The following is a 16,507-nucleotide window of genomic DNA, read 5'->3' on the forward strand; positions in this document are numbered from 1 at the left end:
TGATTACCTATTTTTTATATTGAATCCTTAAAGGAGTGCGGCACATGTCAAAAGGGCATTCGCTACAAGACCCTTACTTGAATACTTTACGTAAAGAGAAAGTTGGGGTGTCCATCTACCTGGTCAACGGTATCAAGCTGCAAGGCACGATCGAGTCTTTCGACCAGTTCGTTATCCTGCTGAAAAACACCGTCAGCCAGATGGTCTACAAACACGCGATCTCTACAGTGGTGCCGGTTCGTCCAATTCGTCTGCCTAGCGCAACCGAATCCGAAGCTGGTGACGCTGAGCCAGGTAACGCCTGATAGGAGTCTCCTTTGTTCTTTGAGCGCCACGGTGGTGGGGAACGAGCCATTCTCGTTCACTTGGATGGTCAGGACCCTGAGGCGCGCGAAGATCCGCAGGAGTTTCAGGAGTTGGCAATTTCGGCTGGCGCCGAGACCGTCGCGTTTTTCAACGTGCCGCGTCATCGGCCAACCGCCAAAACCCTGATCAGCAGCGGCAAGGTCGAAGAATTGCGCGACTTGGTCCAGGCCGAACAGGTCGATCTGGTGATTTTCAATCACATCCTCACGCCCAGTCAGGAGCGTAACCTCGAACGTATTTTCGAGTGTCGCGTGATCGACCGCACGGGTTTGATTCTCGATATCTTCGCTCAACGCGCCCGCACCCATGAAGGCAAGCTCCAGGTCGAACTGGCCCAGCTTGAGCACATGAGTACGCGGCTGGTTCGCGGCTGGACTCACCTTGAGCGGCAGAAAGGCGGTATCGGCCTGCGCGGTCCGGGTGAAACCCAGCTGGAAACCGACCGGCGCCTGTTGCGGGTTCGCCTGCGGCAGATCAAGGGGCGCCTGGAAAAGGTCCGCAGCCAGCGTGAGCAATCGCGCCGCGGGCGCAAACGGGCTGACATTCCGACGGTTTCACTGGTGGGTTATACCAACGCCGGCAAATCGACGCTGTTCAACTCGGTGACCGATTCCGACGTCTTCGCGGCCGACCAGTTGTTCGCCACCCTCGACCCGACCTTGCGCCGGCTCGAGCTCGATGACCTCGGTCCGATCGTGCTGGCTGACACCGTGGGCTTCATTCGCCACTTGCCGCACAAGCTGGTCGAGGCATTTCGGGCTACGCTCGAAGAGTCGAGCAATTCCGATCTGTTGCTGCACGTGATCGACTCCCATGAACCCGAGCGCATGGCCCAGATTGAACAGGTCATGGTGGTGCTCGGAGAGATCGGGGCTCAAGACTTGCCGATCCTGGAGGTCTATAACAAACTCGATTTGCTCGAGGGCGTGGAACCGCAGATCCAGCGCGATGCCGACGGCAAACCGCAGCGGGTCTGGCTTTCGGCGAAAGATGGTACGGGTCTGGACCTGCTCAAGCAGGCTGTAGCTGAACTGCTTGGCGATGAGTTGTTTGTTGGCACCTTGCGCTTGCCGAACCGATTTGCTCGACTGCGTGCGCAGTTTTTCGAACTCGGAGCGGTACAGAAAGAAGAACACGACGACGAAGGCATCAGTTTACTGGCCGTTCGTTTGCCACGAGCCGAATTGAATCGGCTGGTGAGCCGCGAAGGTTTGCAACCGATGGAATTCATCGAGCAACACACTTTGCAATAAAAGCCTGAGAAAGCGGTTGTGCCGCGGTGACAGGCATTCTGTAGCATTGGTCGGCGCGCCGTGGGTGCGTCTTTGCTTTATCAGATGGAGAGCGCTATGGCTTGGAATGAGCCGGGTGGCAACTCGAATAATCAGGATCCTTGGGGTGGCAAGCGTCGTAACAACGGCGACCGCAAGGGGCCACCGGATCTCGACGAGGCCTTCCGAAAGCTGCAGGAAAGCCTGAACGGTTTGTTCGGTGGCGGTAAGAAACGTGGTGGCGACGACGGCGGTGGCCCGGGCAAGAGTGGCGGCTTTGGCGGCCTGCTCGGCATCGGCCTGGTCGTGCTGGCCGCCGTTTGGCTGTACAGCGCGGTCTATGTCGTCGACGAGCAGGAGCAAGCTGTAGTGCTGCGCTTCGGCAAGTACTACGAAACCGTGGGTCCGGGCCTGAACATCTACTTCCCGCCGATCGACAAGAAGTACATGGAGAACGTCACGCGTGAGCGTGCCTACACCAAGCAGGGCCAGATGCTGACTGAAGACGAGAACATCGTCGAAGTGCCGCTGACCGTGCAGTACAAGATCAGCAACCTGCAGGATTTCGTGCTGAGCGTCGATCAACCGGAAATCAGCCTGCAGCACGCGACCGACAGCGCCTTGCGCCATGTGGTGGGTTCCACCGCGATGGACCAGGTACTGACCGAAGGTCGTGAGTTGATGGCCAGCGAGATCAAGGAGCGTCTGCAACGCTTCATGGACACCTATCGCACCGGTATCACCGTCACCCAGGTCAACGTACAGAGCGCAGCGGCACCGCGTGAAGTGCAGGAAGCCTTCGATGACGTGATCCGTGCCCGGGAAGACGAGCAGCGTTCGCGCAACCAGGCTGAGACCTATGCCAACGGCGTCGTGCCGGAAGCCCGTGGTCAGGCCCAGCGCATCCTTGAGGATGCCAATGGTTACCGTGACGAAACCGTCTCGCGCGCCAAGGGTGAGGCCGATCGCTTCACCAAGCTGGTCGCCGAGTACCGCAAGGCCCCTGAAGTCACCCGCCAGCGTCTGTACCTGGACACCATGCAGGAAGTCTTCAGCAACACCAGCAAGGTTCTCGTGACCGGCAACAAGAACGGCCAGAACAACCTGTTGTACCTGCCGCTGGACAAGATGGTCGAAAGTGGTCGCAACACCAGCACTCCGGTGACCAGTGCGGCAGCCACCAGCAATGAAGCGAATGCGCGTGCGGCAGGTGATCTGCAGCAACAGCAAGCACGTACCAGGGAGAGTCGCTGATGAGCAATAAATCGCTGATCGCCCTTATTGTCGGCGTCGTCGTGGCGATCGCTGCCTGGAACTGCTTCTACATCGTGGCTCAGACCGAGCGTGCGGTGTTGCTGCAGTTCGGTCGCGTGGTCCAGACCGATGTTCAGCCAGGCCTGCATGTGAAAGTGCCTTACGTTAACCAGGTGCGTAGATTCGACGCACGCCTGATGACGCTGGATGCGCCGACACAACGCTTCCTGACGCTGGAAAAGAAAGCCGTGATGGTCGATGCCTACGCCAAGTGGCGCGTGAAGGACGCAGAGCGTTACTACACCGCGACGTCCGGCCTCAAGCAGATCGCCGACGAGCGTCTGTCCCGTCGTCTGGAATCGGGCCTGCGTGACCAGTTCGGTAAGCGCACCCTGCACGAAGTGGTGTCGGGTGAACGTGATGCGCTGATGGCGGATATCACGGCTTCGCTGAACAAGATGGCCGAGAAAGAGCTGGGCATCGAAGTGGTCGATGTTCGGGTCAAGACCATCGACCTGCCGAAAGAAGTGAACCGCAGTGTGTTCGAACGTATGAGCACCGAGCGTGAGCGTGAAGCTCGCGAGCACCGCGCCAAGGGTAACGAGCTGGCCGAAGGCATCCGTGCCGACGCCGATCGTCAACGCCGCGTGCTGCTGGCTGAAGCCTATCGTGAATCCGAAGAGGTTCGCGGTGACGGTGATGCCCAGGCTGCTGCGATCTACTCCAAGGCCTACGGTCAGGACCAGGAGTTTTACGCGTTCTACCGTAGCCTGCGCGCCTACCGTGAAAGCTTCGCGAACAAATCCGACGTCTTGGTCCTCGACCCAAGCAGCGACTTCTTCCACTACCTGGAAAAAGCCAAGCCTTGATACGGCGTTGACCTGATTTATCCCCCGCCGGGCGGCTAAAACCTCTGGCGGGGTGATCCTTTGGGAAAACGTGTGTATGATGCGGCAGCCGGGAAATTCCCGGCTTTTTTGCGTCTGCATGTTTGATTGCTGTTTTCAAGCAGATGCCGGGCCGATTGGCTCGACAGTTTTTCGAGGAAAGTGGTTGGCGAAGCCGGTAGAAGGGCTTTTCGCTCCGTCGCTCATGCGCGTGGTTTGTGCGCAAGCCGATCATTTTCTGCTTCACTCAAGGCTCGCCGACAGGCTGGTCGCCCGGAGATAGGGGAAGGCGTAATGGCAACGGTAGACCGCTGGCTTCTGCCAGATGGCATCGAAGAAGTACTGCCACCGGAAGCTGCGCGTATTGAAGTCGCGCGTCGTCAGGTGTTGGATCTGTTCCAGAGCTGGGGTTACGAGTTTGTCGTGACTCCCCATATCGAGTACCTGGAATCCCTGCTGACCGGTGCGGGCCAGGACCTGGATCTGCGCACCTTCAAGGTCATCGACCCGCAATCGGGCCGTCAGATGGGTTTCCGTGCCGACATCACGCCGCAAGTGGCGCGCATCGATGCGCATACCCTGCGTCGTGAAGGCCCGAGCCGTCTTTGCTATGCCGGTAGTGTCCTGCACGCCCAGCCTCGCGCCTTGTCGTCCTCGCGCAGCCCGATTCAACTGGGTGCCGAGTTGTACGGCGACGGCAGTCCGAGCAGCGACGTCGAAGTCATCAGCCTGATGCTGGCCATGCTGCAACTGGCCGATGTGCCGGATGTGCACATGGACCTCGGCCATGTTGGCATCTACCGTGGCCTGGCCCGCGCCGCCGGTTTGTCCGGTGAAGTCGAGCAGCAGTTGTTCGATGCCTTGCAACGCAAGGCCATCGACGAGGTCATTACCTTGACCGAAGGCTTGCCTGCCGATCTGTCGGGCATGCTGCGTGCGTTGGTCGACCTGTGTGGCGGTCGTGAAGTGCTGGCTGCGGCCCGCGAGCGCCTGGCCAAGGCGCCTGCCCCTGTTCTGGCAGCGCTGGACGACTTGCTGGCGATTGCCGAGCGGCTGTCCGTGCGTTTCCCTGAGCTGCCGCTGTATTTCGACCTGGGCGAGCTGCGCGGCTACCACTACCACACCGGTGTGGTGTTCGCCGTGTTCGTGCCGGGCGTTGGCCAGTCCATTGCCCAGGGCGGTCGTTACGACGACATCGGCGCCGACTTCGGTCGCGCCCGTCCGGCGACCGGCTTTTCCACCGATTTGAAAACCCTGGTGACCCTGGGGCGTGCTGAGATCGAGCTACCGTCTGGCGGTATCTGGATGCCTGACAGTACGGATGCGGCACTCTGGCAGCAGGTTTGCCAGTTGCGCAGTGAGGGTCAGCGTGTCGTTCAGGCCTTGCCTGGACAACCTTTGGCCGCCGCCCGTGAAGCGGACTGCGACCGGCAATTGATTCAGCAGAACGGGCTTTGGCAAGTTTCGCCACTGGCTTCTTGAGTTTTCCCGCCGGCTGCCGCCGGCACCAAGTTTGCGCGAATGAGGACAAGTGTTATGGGTAAGAATGTCGTAGTCCTGGGCACCCAATGGGGTGATGAGGGCAAAGGCAAGATCGTTGATCTGCTGACCGAACATGCTGCCGCCGTAGTGCGCTACCAGGGTGGCCACAACGCTGGTCACACTCTGGTGATCGATGGCGAAAAAACCGTCTTGCACCTGATCCCGTCGGGCGTGCTGCGCGAAGGCGTGCAGTGCCTGATCGGCAACGGCGTGGTGGTTGCACCTGACGCCCTGCTGCGCGAGATCACCAAGCTGGAAGAAAAAGGCGTACCGGTGCGCGAGCGCCTGCGTATCAGCCCGTCCTGCCCGCTGATCCTGTCCTTCCACGTTGCGCTGGACCAGGCCCGTGAAAAGGCCCGTGGCGAGCTGAAGATCGGCACCACCGGTCGCGGCATCGGCCCGGCCTACGAAGACAAGGTTGCACGTCGTGGCCTGCGTGTGGGCGACCTGCTCAACATGCCGCGCTTTGAAGACAAGCTGCGTGAACTGGTGGATTACCACAACTTCATGCTGGTGGGTTACTACAAAGAGCCAGCCATCGAATTCGACAAGACCCTGGCCGAATGCAAAGAATACGCTGAGCTGCTCAAGCCGCTGATGCTGGACGTGACTGCCGAGCTGCACGACCTGCGTCGCGCTGGCAAAGACATCATGTTCGAAGGCGCCCAAGGCTCCCTGCTGGACATCGACCACGGTACCTACCCGTACGTGACCAGCTCTAACACCACTGCTGGCGGCGTTGCTACCGGTTCGGGTGTTGGCCCTATGTTCCTGGACTACATCCTGGGCATCACCAAGGCTTACACCACTCGTGTAGGTTCGGGTCCATTCCCGACGGAGCTGTTCGACGAAGTCGGTGCGCACCTGGCTAAGCAAGGTCACGAGTTCGGCGCGACTACCGGCCGTGCTCGTCGTTGTGGCTGGTTCGACGCTGTTATCCTGCGTCGCGCTATCGATGTGAACAGCATCTCGGGCATCTGCCTGACCAAGCTGGACGTACTCGACGGTCTGGAAACCATCAACATCTGCGTCGGCTACAAGGATGCGGAAGGTAATGGCGTTGCCCCGACTGATGCTGACAGCTACGTGGGCCTGCAGCCTGTGTACGAAGAAGTGCCGGGCTGGACCGAGTCGACCGTGGGTGCCAAAACCCTGGAAGAGCTGCCAGCTAACGCCCGTGCTTACATCAAGCGCGTCGAAGAGCTGATCGGCGCGCCGATCGACATTATTTCGACGGGCCCGGACCGCAACGAAACCATCGTTCTGCGCCACCCGTTTGCTTGATAAGTTGTTGATGTAAAACACAAAGGCCCCTTAATTGGGGCCTTTGTCGTTTATGCCTGTCGGACGGCATGACCTTTGCTGTGAACATTAAAAAAAGCATTGCTTCCGGCGTGCTATCAATTTAATGGCGCCAAAGCAGAGGGATTTCAGATGTCGGCCGTTCTCTCGTTGTTACAAAGCCGTTTGTTGCGGCCCGTGTTCGTTACCCTTGGTATCGCCCTTTTGGTGCAGGTGCTGGTGGCTGTTGCTCTGACCCGGAGCACGGTGACCGCGCTGGAAGCCGATCTGGGCCTGCGCCTGGGTGCGGACAGTCAAAAGCTTTCCGCTGAGCTTGAGCAGGCGGGGCGTGAAGTCACGTCGAGCCTCGACAGCCTCTCCACCAGCACGCGTCAACGCCTGACGGCCGGTTTGTCCTCGCGGCTGAAGGACGAGCAGGCGCAGCTGCGCTCAACGCTGGAAAAAGATCTGAAGGACTCCGCCAACGACATGGCGCAGCTATTGGCCTCTGTCGCGCCTCGCGCCATGTGGGACAACGACGTTCCGACACTTTCCGAATTCGCCCGCCGGGCCCAACGCAATCCCAATGTGCTGTTCGTGGTGTACGACGACGCCACCGGCCAGCACCTGACGCGCTACCTCAACCGGGAAAACCCGATCAACAAGGCGCTGCTGGAAAAAGGCCAGGGCGAGCGTGCGCTGGACAAGGTGCTGGATGCGGCGAAGAACGATCCGTCGGTGTTTTACATCGAGGCCCCGATCAACCCTAACGGCGTAGAAATCGGCAAGGTCCTGATGGGGGTCTCGACTGCTTCGGTGGAGACTGATCTGGCGGCCCTCGACAAGCGCTTCTCGGCGTTGATCGCCAGCAGCGATCAACTGGTGGGCGACAGCCTCAAGGGCGCGGCCGCCGACAGCGCAACGGCCATGCGCTCGCGCCTGCAGTCGGCGCAGTCCACCGCGGCTGAAATGAAGGCCAATACCACCAGCACCGTGCAGGAAGCCGCTGCGACATTGCGCTGGCGCATCGGCGTGTGTCTGGCGGTGGTGGGTTTCGGTGTCCTGCTGTTGTTGGCGGTGGTGCTTGGTCGCCGGGTGGTCAATCGCCTGAAAATGCTGATCGTTGCCATGGATGACCTGGCGGCGGGCGAGGGCGATCTGACCAAGCGTGTGCAGATCAACAGCAAGGATGAAATCGGCGACATGGCCTCGGCGGTCAATCGCTTTGTGGATAAGTTGCAGCCGATCGTGCGCGAGGCGGGCGATGTAGCCCAGCGTACCGGCGTGGAAATCGGTGCCATGACCTTGCGCAACGCCGGTGCGGATGCGGCGGCTGGCATGCAGCGCGATGAGGTGGCGGAGAGTCTGCGTGCGCTGTCGCAAATGGCTGATGAAGCCCAGTCGGAAAGTCACGCCATGCAGGCGGCGCTGAAACAGGTGGTGGACATTCGTCAGGCTACTGACGAAAACACCCGGACCTCGGCGAAAGTTGGCAGCCTGATCGAGGCTTTGGCCGGTCAGGTCGACACCGGGGCGCAAGTCATCGAGCGCCTGGCACAACAAAGTGAGCAGATTGAGGTGGTGCTGACGGTGATTCACGGGATCGCCGAGCAGACCAACCTGCTGGCGCTGAACGCGGCGATTGAAGCGGCGCGTGCCGGCGAGACCGGGCGCGGGTTTGCGGTGGTGGCCGATGAGGTGCGAGCGCTGGCGAGCAAGACGCAGAGCTCCACCGGCGATATTCAGGCGCACATCGTCGCGTTGCAGCAAGGCGCGCGTGAGGCGGTGGCGGCGATTGGTCAGGCCGGGCGCCAGGCCAGTGAGGGTTTGCTGGTGCTGCGTGACAGCGCGCGGTTGCAGCAGTCGGTGCAGGCTTCGGTCGAGCAGGTGCATGCGGCGATCGGTCTGGCCACCCAGGCTGCGGCGCATCAGGCTCAGGGTGCACAGGCAGTGCGGGGGCGGGTCCAGACCATTCACGCCCAGGCCGAGAAAGCGGCGCAAGCCGTTGTGGAGACCACGGCGAGCGGCAAGGTGCTCGATGGTCTGGCGGCGCAGTTGAAGGCGAGCCTGGGGCAGTTCAGGGCTTAAAAGATCAAAAGATCGCAGCCTTCGGCAGCTCCTACAGGGGGCTTTGCGTTTCTCTGTAGGAGCTGCCGAAGGCTGCGATCTTTTGCTTTGTCAGCGGCTTAGATACATCCGGGTCGTCAGCAAATAGACCGGCAACCCCGACACCAGTATCAACAGCGCCGCATAAGGCGCCGCCGCCGCAAACTCCACATTCGCCGTATGCGCCCAGACTTCCGTCGCCAGGGTGTTCAGCCCGGTTGGACTCAACAGCAAGGTCGCCGTCAGTTCCTTCATCGCATCCAGGAACACCAAGGCAAAAGCCGCCCCCAGCGCCGGGAAAATAATCGGCAGTGTCACTCGGCAGAAAGCACTGAATGACGAGGCGCCCAATGTGCGTGCCGCCTCCTCAAGCTGCGGCGCCGCCTTGTTCAGGGCGGTGCGGATCGGCGCCTGGGCCAGCGGCAGAAACAGCAGGGCGTAGGCGATCAGCAGCAATGCCGAAGTCTGGTAAAGCATCGGCACGTAGTGCAGAGCGAAATACACCAGGGTCAGGGCAATGACCAACCCCGGCAGCGCATGCAGCAGATACGGCAGGCGCTCGGCCCAGATCGCCAGTTGACCTTTGTAGCGCACGACCAGCAGGCCAACCGGCACCGCCAGCACCAGGCACAGTGCAGCGCCACCCAGCGACAGTGCGAGGGAGGACATCAATGCTTCACCGATTGCCGTCACGGGAAAGGCTGCCGATGATCCCACCGCCAGCCAGTAGGCGAGCATGCCCAACGGAATCCCGCTGCCAATGATTGCCAGCAGCAGGCAATAAAGCTGTCCCGCCAAGGCCCAGGGGCCCAGTTGAACCTGTTCCGCGCGTCGCGCCGCACCCTGGCCGGTGCGCACGTGTCGACCCTTGCCGCGCACGCGCAGCTCCAGCCACAGCAGCGCCAGGCACAACATCAGCAGTACGGCGGAGAGCATCGCCGCGTTGGCATTGCTGAACTCCAGTTCGAACTGCTGATAGATCGCCGTGGTAAAGGTTTGCAGGCCGATGATCGACAAGGCGCCGAACTCCACCAGCATGTGCAGGGCAATCAGCAATGAGCCTGCGAGCAGCGAAGGCCAGAGCAGGGGCAGGGTGACCTTGAAAAACACGCCCCAACGATTCTGCCCCAGCGTGCGCGCGGACTCTTCGAGGGACGGGTCAAGGTTGCGCAGCGTTGCCGCCACGGGCAGGAAAATCAGCGGGTATTTGGACAGGCTCATCACCAGGATGGCCCCGCCAAGTCCCTCGAAATGAGCGCTGAGGGATACCCAGGTGAAGCTGCTGACAAAGGCCGGAACGGCGAACGGCAGGCAGAGGATTACGCCCCACAATCGTCGGCCCGGCAGATTGCTGCGCTCGAGCAACCAGGCCAGCGACAAGCCGATTACCCCGCAAACAACGGTGACCCCGATCATCAATGCGAGTGTGTTGCGCAGCAAGCCGAACACATAAGGTCGCCATAGCAAATGCAGTGCTTCTGCCCAGCCCGCCTGCCAGGCTTTCAGGCCGACGTACAGCAGAGGCAGGAGGCTGAGCGCCACCAACAGCAACACGGGCAGTATCAGCCAGATAGACGGACGCTTGCGCCGTGGCGCGTACGCGTGATGTGCGGACAGTGAGGCCCCCATCAATTCAGGCCAACGTCACGTTCCAGGTCCAGCGCTTCTTCGGCGTTGCCGAGGTCGGCAGGCGTGACTTTTGGTGCTTCCAGTTCGCTGAATGGCTTGAGCCCGCGATCAGACTCCATGCCTTTGTGCAGCGGATATTCGGCGGTGGTCTGGGTGATCACGCGCTGGCCTTCCTCGCTGGCCATGTAGGCGAGCAATTGCTGGGCTTCTTTTGGATGTTTGCTGGATTTCAGGACGGCAGCGCTGGAAACGGTGATCAGCCCACCGACATCGCCGCCAGTGAAGTAATGCAGCTTTGAATCGAGCAGGCCCTTTTCCCGTTGCAAGGCGAACCAGTAGTAGTTGTTCACCAGCACAGTGGCTACTTCACCATTTTCCACGGCTTTGAGCGCAACCATGTTGTTGCTGTAGGTCTTGCCGAATGCGCGCAGACCGGTCAGCCACTCTTCGGCGGCGTCCATGCCGTGCAGCTTGATGATCGCTACCGCTTGCTCCTGGAAGGCGCCGCTGGTGGGTACGAAGCCGACCTTGCCTTGCCATTTCGGATCGGAGAATTCCATCACCGAGGCCGGCAGGTCTTTTTCATCGATCAGCTTGGGGTTGAACGCAACGACGCGCACCCGGGCAGTCACGCCAATCCAGGTGCCGTTGCCGGCGACGTATTCCTTGGGCAGAACGGCCAGCGTGGCGTCATCCGTCTTGGCCAGCAGGCCTTGTTCGCCGAGTTTGTTCAGTGGCGGCGATTCTTCGGTGTAGATCACGTCGGCGGGGGAGCGATCGCCTTCTTCGACGATCTGGCTGGCGAGCTGGTTGCTGCTGCCTTTGCGCACATTGACGTGGATCCCGGTCTTGGCTTCGAAGGCCTTGGCGACCGCGTCGCCGACTTCTTTGTGCTGGCCGTTGTAGAGGGTCAGGGCAACCGGATCGGCGGCTTGGGTGAGGGGAGTGGCGAGTGCCAGGCCGAGCAGTGTAATGGTCAAGCCGCGGCGCAGGGTATTTCGAAACATCATTCGCAGGGTTCCTCACTGTCGCATTGCAAAATCTTGCAACAATGATAAACGATATTGTTTCTCAAATGCGCCTTGTGTGGTGGGTAGAAGTTTGCCAGGAGCGCTCGCCACAAAGAGTGGTGTCGGAATATTTTCAAATGCCAGAAACGCAAAAACCCGCTTTCGCGGGTTTCTGTGAAATCCAAGGTCGTAACCTTGAATTTGAATTGGTGCCCAGAAGAAGACTCGAACTTCCACGACCTTGCGGTCACCAGCACCTGAAGCTGGCGTGTCTACCAATTTCACCATCTGGGCATTCATCTTCAGCGTTGCCGCTGTTGATGTGGCGCACTATACGGAGAGCGTTTTGATCTGTAAACCCCTGATTCTAAAAATAATAAACCAGTGGTCAAAAATGCAAAAACCCGCTTTCGCGGGTTTTTGTGTGAGCCTTGAAATTGAACTAATCTCAAGCTCGAAATTGGTGCCCAGAAGAAGACTCGAACTTCCACGACCTTGCGGTCACCAGCACCTGAAGCTGGCGTGTCTACCAATTTCACCATCTGGGCAGTATCGGCAACGTTGTCCGTCGTCGATGGCGCGCACTATACGGAGCGTCTTTTTAACTGTAAACCCCCGACATCAAAAAAACCTGGAAAATTTCGCCAGCGGTCTTCAAAACAGCTTTGCGGTGTCGATACAGGGCTTTAGATGGGTCGTCTTAGCCTGAAATTTCCCGTTTCATTACGCCTATGCCAAACTAACCCGCATATAGACAAGGTGAAAACTCTCTAATGGCCGATTGGCAGTCCCTCGATCCCGAGGCCGCTCGTGAAGCGGAAAAATATGAAAACCCTATTCCTAGCCGCGAACTGATCCTTCAGCACCTTGCTGATCGAGGTTCGCCTGCTAACCGCGAGCAACTGGTCGAAGAGTTTGGTCTGACCACAGAAGACCAGATCGAAGCCCTGCGCCGCCGCCTGCGCGCCATGGAGCGCGATGCTCAACTCATCTATACCCGTCGCGGCACTTATGCGCCGGTGGACAAGCTCGACCTGATCCTGGGTCGCATCAGTGGTCACCGCGACGGCTTCGGCTTCCTGGTGCCGGACGACGGCAGCGACGACCTGTTCATGAGCCCGGCACAGATGCGCCTGGTGTTCGATGGTGACCGTGCCCTGGCCCGGGTTTCCGGCCTGGATCGTCGTGGTCGCCGCGAAGGCATGATCGTCGAAGTGGTGTCCCGCGCTCACGAAACCATCGTCGGCCGCTACTTCGAAGAGGGCGGCATCGGTTTCGTGGTTGCCGACAACCCGAAGATCCAGCAGGAAGTGCTGGTGACGCCAGGTCGTAACGCCAACGCGCAGATCGGTCAGTTCGTCGAAGTGAAGATCACTCACTGGCCGACGCCACGCTTCCAGCCGCAAGGCGACGTGGTTGAAGTCGTGGGCAACTACATGGCGCCGGGCATGGAGATCGATGTCGCCCTGCGCACCTACGACATTCCTCACGTCTGGCCTGACGCCGTGCTCAAGGAAGCCGGCAAGCTCAAGCCGGAAGTCGAAGAGAAAGACAAAGAGAAGCGCATCGACCTGCGCCATCTGCCGTTCGTCACCATCGACGGCGAAGATGCCCGCGACTTCGACGATGCGGTCTTCTGCGAAGCCCGTCCGGGCAAGCTGCGCCTGTTCTCGGGCGGCTGGAAGCTGTACGTGGCGATTGCCGACGTATCCAGCTACGTGAAGCTCGGTTCGGCGCTGGATGCCGAAGCGCAGGTTCGCGGCAACTCGGTGTACTTCCCTGAGCGCGTAATTCCGATGCTGCCTGAGCAGCTGTCCAACGGTTTGTGCTCGCTGAATCCACAAGTCGATCGTCTGGCCATGGTTTGCGAGATGACCATCTCCAAATCCGGCGAAATGACCGACTACTGCTTCTACGAAGCGGTGATCCACTCCCATGCCCGCCTGACCTACAACAAGGTCAGCGCGATGCTGGAAACGCCGAAAGCCACCGAGGCGCGCAAGCTGCGCGGCGAATACACCGACGTGGTGCCGCACCTCAAGCAGCTGTACTCGCTGTACAAGGTGTTGCTGGCTGCACGTCACGTGCGTGGCGCGATCGATTTCGAAACTCAGGAAACCCGGATCATTTTCGGTACCGAGCGCAAAATCGCCGAAATCCGCCCGACCGTGCGCAACGATGCGCACAAGCTGATCGAGGAATGCATGCTGGCGGCCAACGTGGCCACCGCCGAATTCCTGAAGAAGCACGAAATCCCGGCGCTGTATCGCGTCCACGATGGTCCGCCACCGGAGCGTCTGGAAAAACTGCGCGCCTTCCTCGGCGAGCTCGGCCTGTCCCTGCACAAAGGCAAGGATGGTCCGTCGCCGAAGGATTACCAGGCACTGTTGGCCGGTATCAAGGATCGTCCGGACTTCCATCTGATCCAGACCGTCATGCTGCGTTCGTTGAGCCAGGCGGTGTACAGCGCCGATAACCAGGGCCACTTCGGCCTGAATTACGAGGCGTACACCCACTTCACTTCGCCGATCCGCCGCTACCCGGACTTGCTCACGCACCGGGCGATTCGCAGCGTGATCCATTCGAAGCAGAACACCCCGCACGTTCGCCGTGCCGGTGCGATGACCATTCCGAAAGCGCGCATCTATCCGTACGACGAAGCGGCCCTGGAGCAGCTCGGCGAGCAGTGCTCGATGAGCGAGCGCCGTGCCGACGAAGCGACCCGCGACGTCGTGAACTGGCTCAAGTGCGAGTTCATGAAGGATCGCGTGGGCGAATCGTTCCCGGGTGTGATCACTGCCGTGACCGGTTTTGGTCTGTTCGTCGAGCTGACCGATATCTACGTCGAAGGCCTGGTGCACGTCACCGCGCTGCCGGGCGATTACTACCACTTCGATCCTGTGCACCACCGCCTGGCCGGTGAACGTACCGGTCGCAGCTTCCGCCTGGGCGATACCGTGGAAGTGCGGGTCATGCGCGTCGACCTCGACGAACGCAAGATCGACTTCGAGATGGCCGAAAAAACCATCAGCGCGCCGATCGGCCGCAAAAAACGTGGCACGGAAGCGGCAGCACCTGCGGCCCTCTCTACAAAAACAGTCGCAGAACCGGCCCCGGCGAAAACCGGTCGTCGTCCTGCCAAGGAAAAGGCTGTAGAAGCCTATCGCCCGAGCGATGCGGCGGCGAAAAACGCTGAAGTGCGCAAAAGCCGTGAAATGAAACAGGCGTTGCTGGCCGGTGCGAAAAACGGCGGTAAAGCGGCGTCTGGGGGAAAGACCAGTCGGTCGGCGCCTGACAAGGCCGTCGGCGGCAAGCCAGCCAAACCGAGCAAACATCGTAAAGGCCCGCCAAAAGCGGGCTCGGCTCCAGCCAAGAGTGGCGGGGCGCGTAAACCTAAGGCCAAGCCATGAGTCAGTTGGAAAAGATCTACGGCGTACATGCTGTAGAAGCGTTGTTGCGTCACCACCCGAAACGCGTGAAGCAGATCTGGTTGGCCGAAGGTCGCAATGACCCTCGGGTCCAGACGCTGATTGAGCTGGCCAACGAAAACCGGGTCCAGGTTGGCCAGGCCGAGCGCCGCGAAATGGACGCCTGGGTTGAAGGCGTGCACCAGGGTGTGGTCGCGGACGTGAGTCCGAGCCAGGTCTGGGGCGAGGCGATGCTCGACGAGCTGCTCGATCGCACCGACGGCGCGCCGTTGTTGCTGGTGCTCGACGGCGTGACCGATCCGCACAACCTCGGTGCCTGCCTGCGTTCTGCCGATGCGGCGGGTGCGCTGGCGGTGATCGTGCCGAAGGACAAGTCGGCGACCCTGACTCCGGTTGTACGAAAAATCGCCTGCGGCGCGGCGGAGGTGATTCCGCTGGTTGCCGTGACCAACCTGGCGCGCACCCTGGAAAAGCTCCAGCAGCGCGGCTTGTGGGTTGTCGGTACGGCCGGTGAAGCCGAGGTCAGCCTGTATGACCAGGATCTGACCGGTCCGACCATCCTGATCATGGGTGCCGAAGGCAAGGGTATGCGTCGCCTGACCCGCGAGCATTGCGACTACCTGGTGAACCTGCCGATGGCCGGTAGCGTCAGCAGTCTCAACGTTTCCGTGGCGACCGGCGTTTGCCTGTTCGAAGCGCAGCGCCAGCGCAGTGTCAAGACCAAGGCTGCTGCCAAGAAATCCTGATCCACGCAGGCCCCCGTAGGAGCTGCCGCAGGCTGCGATCTTTTGACTTTGATTTTTCAGGGTCAAAAGATCGCAGCCTTCGGCAGCTCCTACAGGTGTTCGGTATAGGGTTGTGGTAATTGTTCAAATAATCACCAATTACCTTGCGCCTCCCTCGCCCCTTCTCTACAATTGCGCCCCTTGCTGTGATGGCAGGCACCAACGTGTCTAGCGTCCGCAAGTCCATAAGTGTCATTCACTCCTTGTCTGACCGCTTTTGAGCGGCAGGCTACAACCCGTAAGGAGCATTCATGCGTCATTACGAAATCATCTTTTTGGTCCACCCGGATCAAAGCGAGCAAGTCGGCGGCATGGTTGAGCGTTACACCAAGCTGATCGAAGAAGACGGCGGCAAAATCCACCGTCTGGAAGATTGGGGCCGTCGTCAACTGGCCTACGCAATCAACAATGTTCACAAGGCTCACTACGTGATGCTGAACGTTGAGTGCACTGGCAAGGCCCTGGCCGAGCTGGAAGACAACTTCCGCTACAACGATGCAGTGATCCGTAACCTGGTCATCCGTCGCGACGAAGCCGTTACCGGCCAGTCCGAGATGCTCAAGGCTGAAGAAAACCGCAGTGAGCGCCGTGAGCGTCGCGACCGTCCTGAGCACGAAGGCGCTGAAAGCGCTGATAGTGATGACAGCGACAACAGCGATAACGCTGACGAGTAATCCACGGACCTTTTAAGGAGCCAATTACATGGCACGTTTCTTCCGTCGTCGTAAATTCTGCCGCTTCACCGCTGAAGACGTGAAAGAGATCGATTACAAAGATCTCAACACTCTGAAAGCCTACGTATCCGAGACCGGCAAAATCGTTCCAAGCCGCATCACCGGTACCAAAGCTCGTTATCAGCGTCAGCTGGCCACCGCTATCAAGCGCGCCCGCTTCCTGGCCCTGCTGGCCTACACCGACAGCCACGGCCGCTGAGACCGGGCAGTCGAC

The 16,507-nt window shown here is 60.0% G+C and carries 13 protein-coding genes and 2 tRNA genes; 11 read left to right on the forward strand and 4 right to left on the reverse strand.

All coding sequences use genetic code 11. The annotated features are described in order from the left end of the window. Nucleotides 1-44: 44 nt before the first annotated feature. The 7 genes from hfq (at nucleotide 45) to AC3IP0_RS02500 (ending at nucleotide 8,689) form a co-directional block, all read left to right on the forward strand. On the forward strand, nucleotides 45-305 hold the full coding sequence (hfq, locus tag AC3IP0_RS02470; protein WP_007902656.1) for an RNA chaperone Hfq: 261 nt from the start codon (nucleotides 45-47) through the stop codon (nucleotides 303-305). Between the two features lie 12 nt (nucleotides 306-317). Continuing rightward, entirely contained in the window at nucleotides 318-1,619 is a 1,302-nt protein-coding gene (gene hflX / locus AC3IP0_RS02475) for a ribosome rescue GTPase HflX (protein WP_057712241.1), read from the forward strand. 96 nt (nucleotides 1,620-1,715) lie between these two features. Further along, nucleotides 1,716-2,891, forward strand: a complete 1,176-nt coding sequence (gene hflK / locus AC3IP0_RS02480) for an FtsH protease activity modulator HflK (protein WP_489318119.1) — start codon at nucleotides 1,716-1,718, stop codon at nucleotides 2,889-2,891. Next, nucleotides 2,891-3,760, forward strand: coding sequence for a protease modulator HflC (gene hflC / locus AC3IP0_RS02485; protein WP_489318120.1), 870 nt, complete (start codon nucleotides 2,891-2,893; stop codon nucleotides 3,758-3,760). The genes hflK and hflC overlap by 1 nt, the downstream gene beginning before the upstream one ends. 312 nt (nucleotides 3,761-4,072) lie before the next feature. Continuing rightward, nucleotides 4,073-5,260: an ATP phosphoribosyltransferase regulatory subunit gene (locus tag AC3IP0_RS02490; RefSeq protein WP_007973265.1), complete on the forward strand. Its 1,188-nt coding sequence runs from the start codon at nucleotides 4,073-4,075 to the stop codon at nucleotides 5,258-5,260. A 54-nt stretch (nucleotides 5,261-5,314) separates the two neighbouring features. Then, nucleotides 5,315-6,604 carry an adenylosuccinate synthase gene (locus tag AC3IP0_RS02495; RefSeq protein ID WP_477753169.1) on the forward strand — a complete coding sequence of 430 codons (1,290 nt, stop codon included), beginning with the start codon at nucleotides 5,315-5,317 and terminating at the stop codon, nucleotides 6,602-6,604. Nucleotides 6,605-6,754: 150 nt separating this feature from the next. Then, nucleotides 6,755-8,689, forward strand: a complete 1,935-nt coding sequence (locus AC3IP0_RS02500; RefSeq protein WP_489326600.1) for a methyl-accepting chemotaxis protein — start codon at nucleotides 6,755-6,757, stop codon at nucleotides 8,687-8,689. 90 nt (nucleotides 8,690-8,779) lie between these two features. Here AC3IP0_RS02500 and AC3IP0_RS02505 read toward each other — a convergent pair whose 3' ends face one another. From AC3IP0_RS02505 to AC3IP0_RS02520, 4 genes are all read right to left on the reverse strand, one after another. Beyond that, nucleotides 8,780-10,336 carry an ABC transporter permease gene (locus AC3IP0_RS02505; RefSeq protein ID WP_489326602.1) on the reverse strand — a complete coding sequence of 519 codons (1,557 nt, stop codon included), beginning with the start codon at nucleotides 10,334-10,336 and terminating at the stop codon, nucleotides 8,780-8,782. After that, a complete protein-coding gene (locus AC3IP0_RS02510) occupies nucleotides 10,336-11,346 on the reverse strand; it encodes an extracellular solute-binding protein (protein ID WP_489318123.1) in 1,011 nt (336 codons plus the stop codon). Before AC3IP0_RS02510 ends, AC3IP0_RS02505 begins: the two co-directional genes overlap by 1 nt. Before the next feature lie 207 nt (nucleotides 11,347-11,553). After that, nucleotides 11,554-11,640 (reverse strand) — tRNA-Leu (locus AC3IP0_RS02515). Nucleotides 11,641-11,807: 167 nt separating this feature from the next. Next, a tRNA-Leu gene (locus tag AC3IP0_RS02520) sits at nucleotides 11,808-11,894 on the reverse strand. A 225-nt stretch (nucleotides 11,895-12,119) separates the two neighbouring features. On the opposite strand from AC3IP0_RS02520, the gene rnr reads away from it, so the two are divergent. From rnr to rpsR, 4 genes are all read left to right on the forward strand, one after another. Next, nucleotides 12,120-14,756: a ribonuclease R gene (gene rnr, locus AC3IP0_RS02525; RefSeq protein ID WP_489326603.1), complete on the forward strand. Its 2,637-nt coding sequence runs from the start codon at nucleotides 12,120-12,122 to the stop codon at nucleotides 14,754-14,756. Continuing rightward, on the forward strand, nucleotides 14,753-15,520 hold the full coding sequence (gene rlmB, locus AC3IP0_RS02530) for a 23S rRNA (guanosine(2251)-2'-O)-methyltransferase RlmB (protein WP_489318125.1): 768 nt from the start codon (nucleotides 14,753-14,755) through the stop codon (nucleotides 15,518-15,520). Before rnr ends, rlmB begins: the two co-directional genes overlap by 4 nt. 290 nt (nucleotides 15,521-15,810) lie before the next feature. Beyond that, nucleotides 15,811-16,233, forward strand: a complete 423-nt coding sequence (gene rpsF, locus AC3IP0_RS02535; protein ID WP_008048087.1) for a 30S ribosomal protein S6 — start codon at nucleotides 15,811-15,813, stop codon at nucleotides 16,231-16,233. Between the two features lie 28 nt (nucleotides 16,234-16,261). Beyond that, nucleotides 16,262-16,492: a 30S ribosomal protein S18 gene (gene rpsR / locus AC3IP0_RS02540; protein WP_002551829.1), complete on the forward strand. Its 231-nt coding sequence runs from the start codon at nucleotides 16,262-16,264 to the stop codon at nucleotides 16,490-16,492. Nucleotides 16,493-16,507: the final 15 nt, after the last annotated feature.

Source organism: Pseudomonas sp. GL_103 (assembly GCF_057835175.1).

Excerpts from the sequence above, each read along its gene's own strand:
- hfq (WP_007902656.1), top strand. The coding sequence starts at position 45 with ATGTCAAAAGGGCATTCGCTACAAGACCCTTACTTGAATACTTTACGT.
- hflK (WP_489318119.1), top strand. The coding sequence starts at position 1,716 with ATGGCTTGGAATGAGCCGGGTGGCAACTCGAATAATCAGGATCCTTGG.
- hflC (WP_489318120.1), top strand. The coding sequence starts at position 2,891 with ATGAGCAATAAATCGCTGATCGCCCTTATTGTCGGCGTCGTCGTGGCG.
- AC3IP0_RS02490 (WP_007973265.1), top strand. The coding sequence starts at position 4,073 with ATGGCAACGGTAGACCGCTGGCTTCTGCCAGATGGCATCGAAGAAGTA.
- AC3IP0_RS02495 (WP_477753169.1), top strand. The coding sequence starts at position 5,315 with ATGGGTAAGAATGTCGTAGTCCTGGGCACCCAATGGGGTGATGAGGGC.
- AC3IP0_RS02500 (WP_489326600.1), top strand. The coding sequence starts at position 6,755 with ATGTCGGCCGTTCTCTCGTTGTTACAAAGCCGTTTGTTGCGGCCCGTG.
- AC3IP0_RS02505 (WP_489326602.1), bottom strand. The coding sequence starts at position 10,336 with ATGGGGGCCTCACTGTCCGCACATCACGCGTACGCGCCACGGCGCAAG.
- AC3IP0_RS02510 (WP_489318123.1), bottom strand. The coding sequence starts at position 11,346 with ATGATGTTTCGAAATACCCTGCGCCGCGGCTTGACCATTACACTGCTC.
- rnr (WP_489326603.1), top strand. The coding sequence starts at position 12,120 with ATGGCCGATTGGCAGTCCCTCGATCCCGAGGCCGCTCGTGAAGCGGAA.
- rlmB (WP_489318125.1), top strand. The coding sequence starts at position 14,753 with ATGAGTCAGTTGGAAAAGATCTACGGCGTACATGCTGTAGAAGCGTTG.
- rpsF (WP_008048087.1), top strand. The coding sequence starts at position 15,811 with ATGCGTCATTACGAAATCATCTTTTTGGTCCACCCGGATCAAAGCGAG.
- rpsR (WP_002551829.1), top strand. The coding sequence starts at position 16,262 with ATGGCACGTTTCTTCCGTCGTCGTAAATTCTGCCGCTTCACCGCTGAA.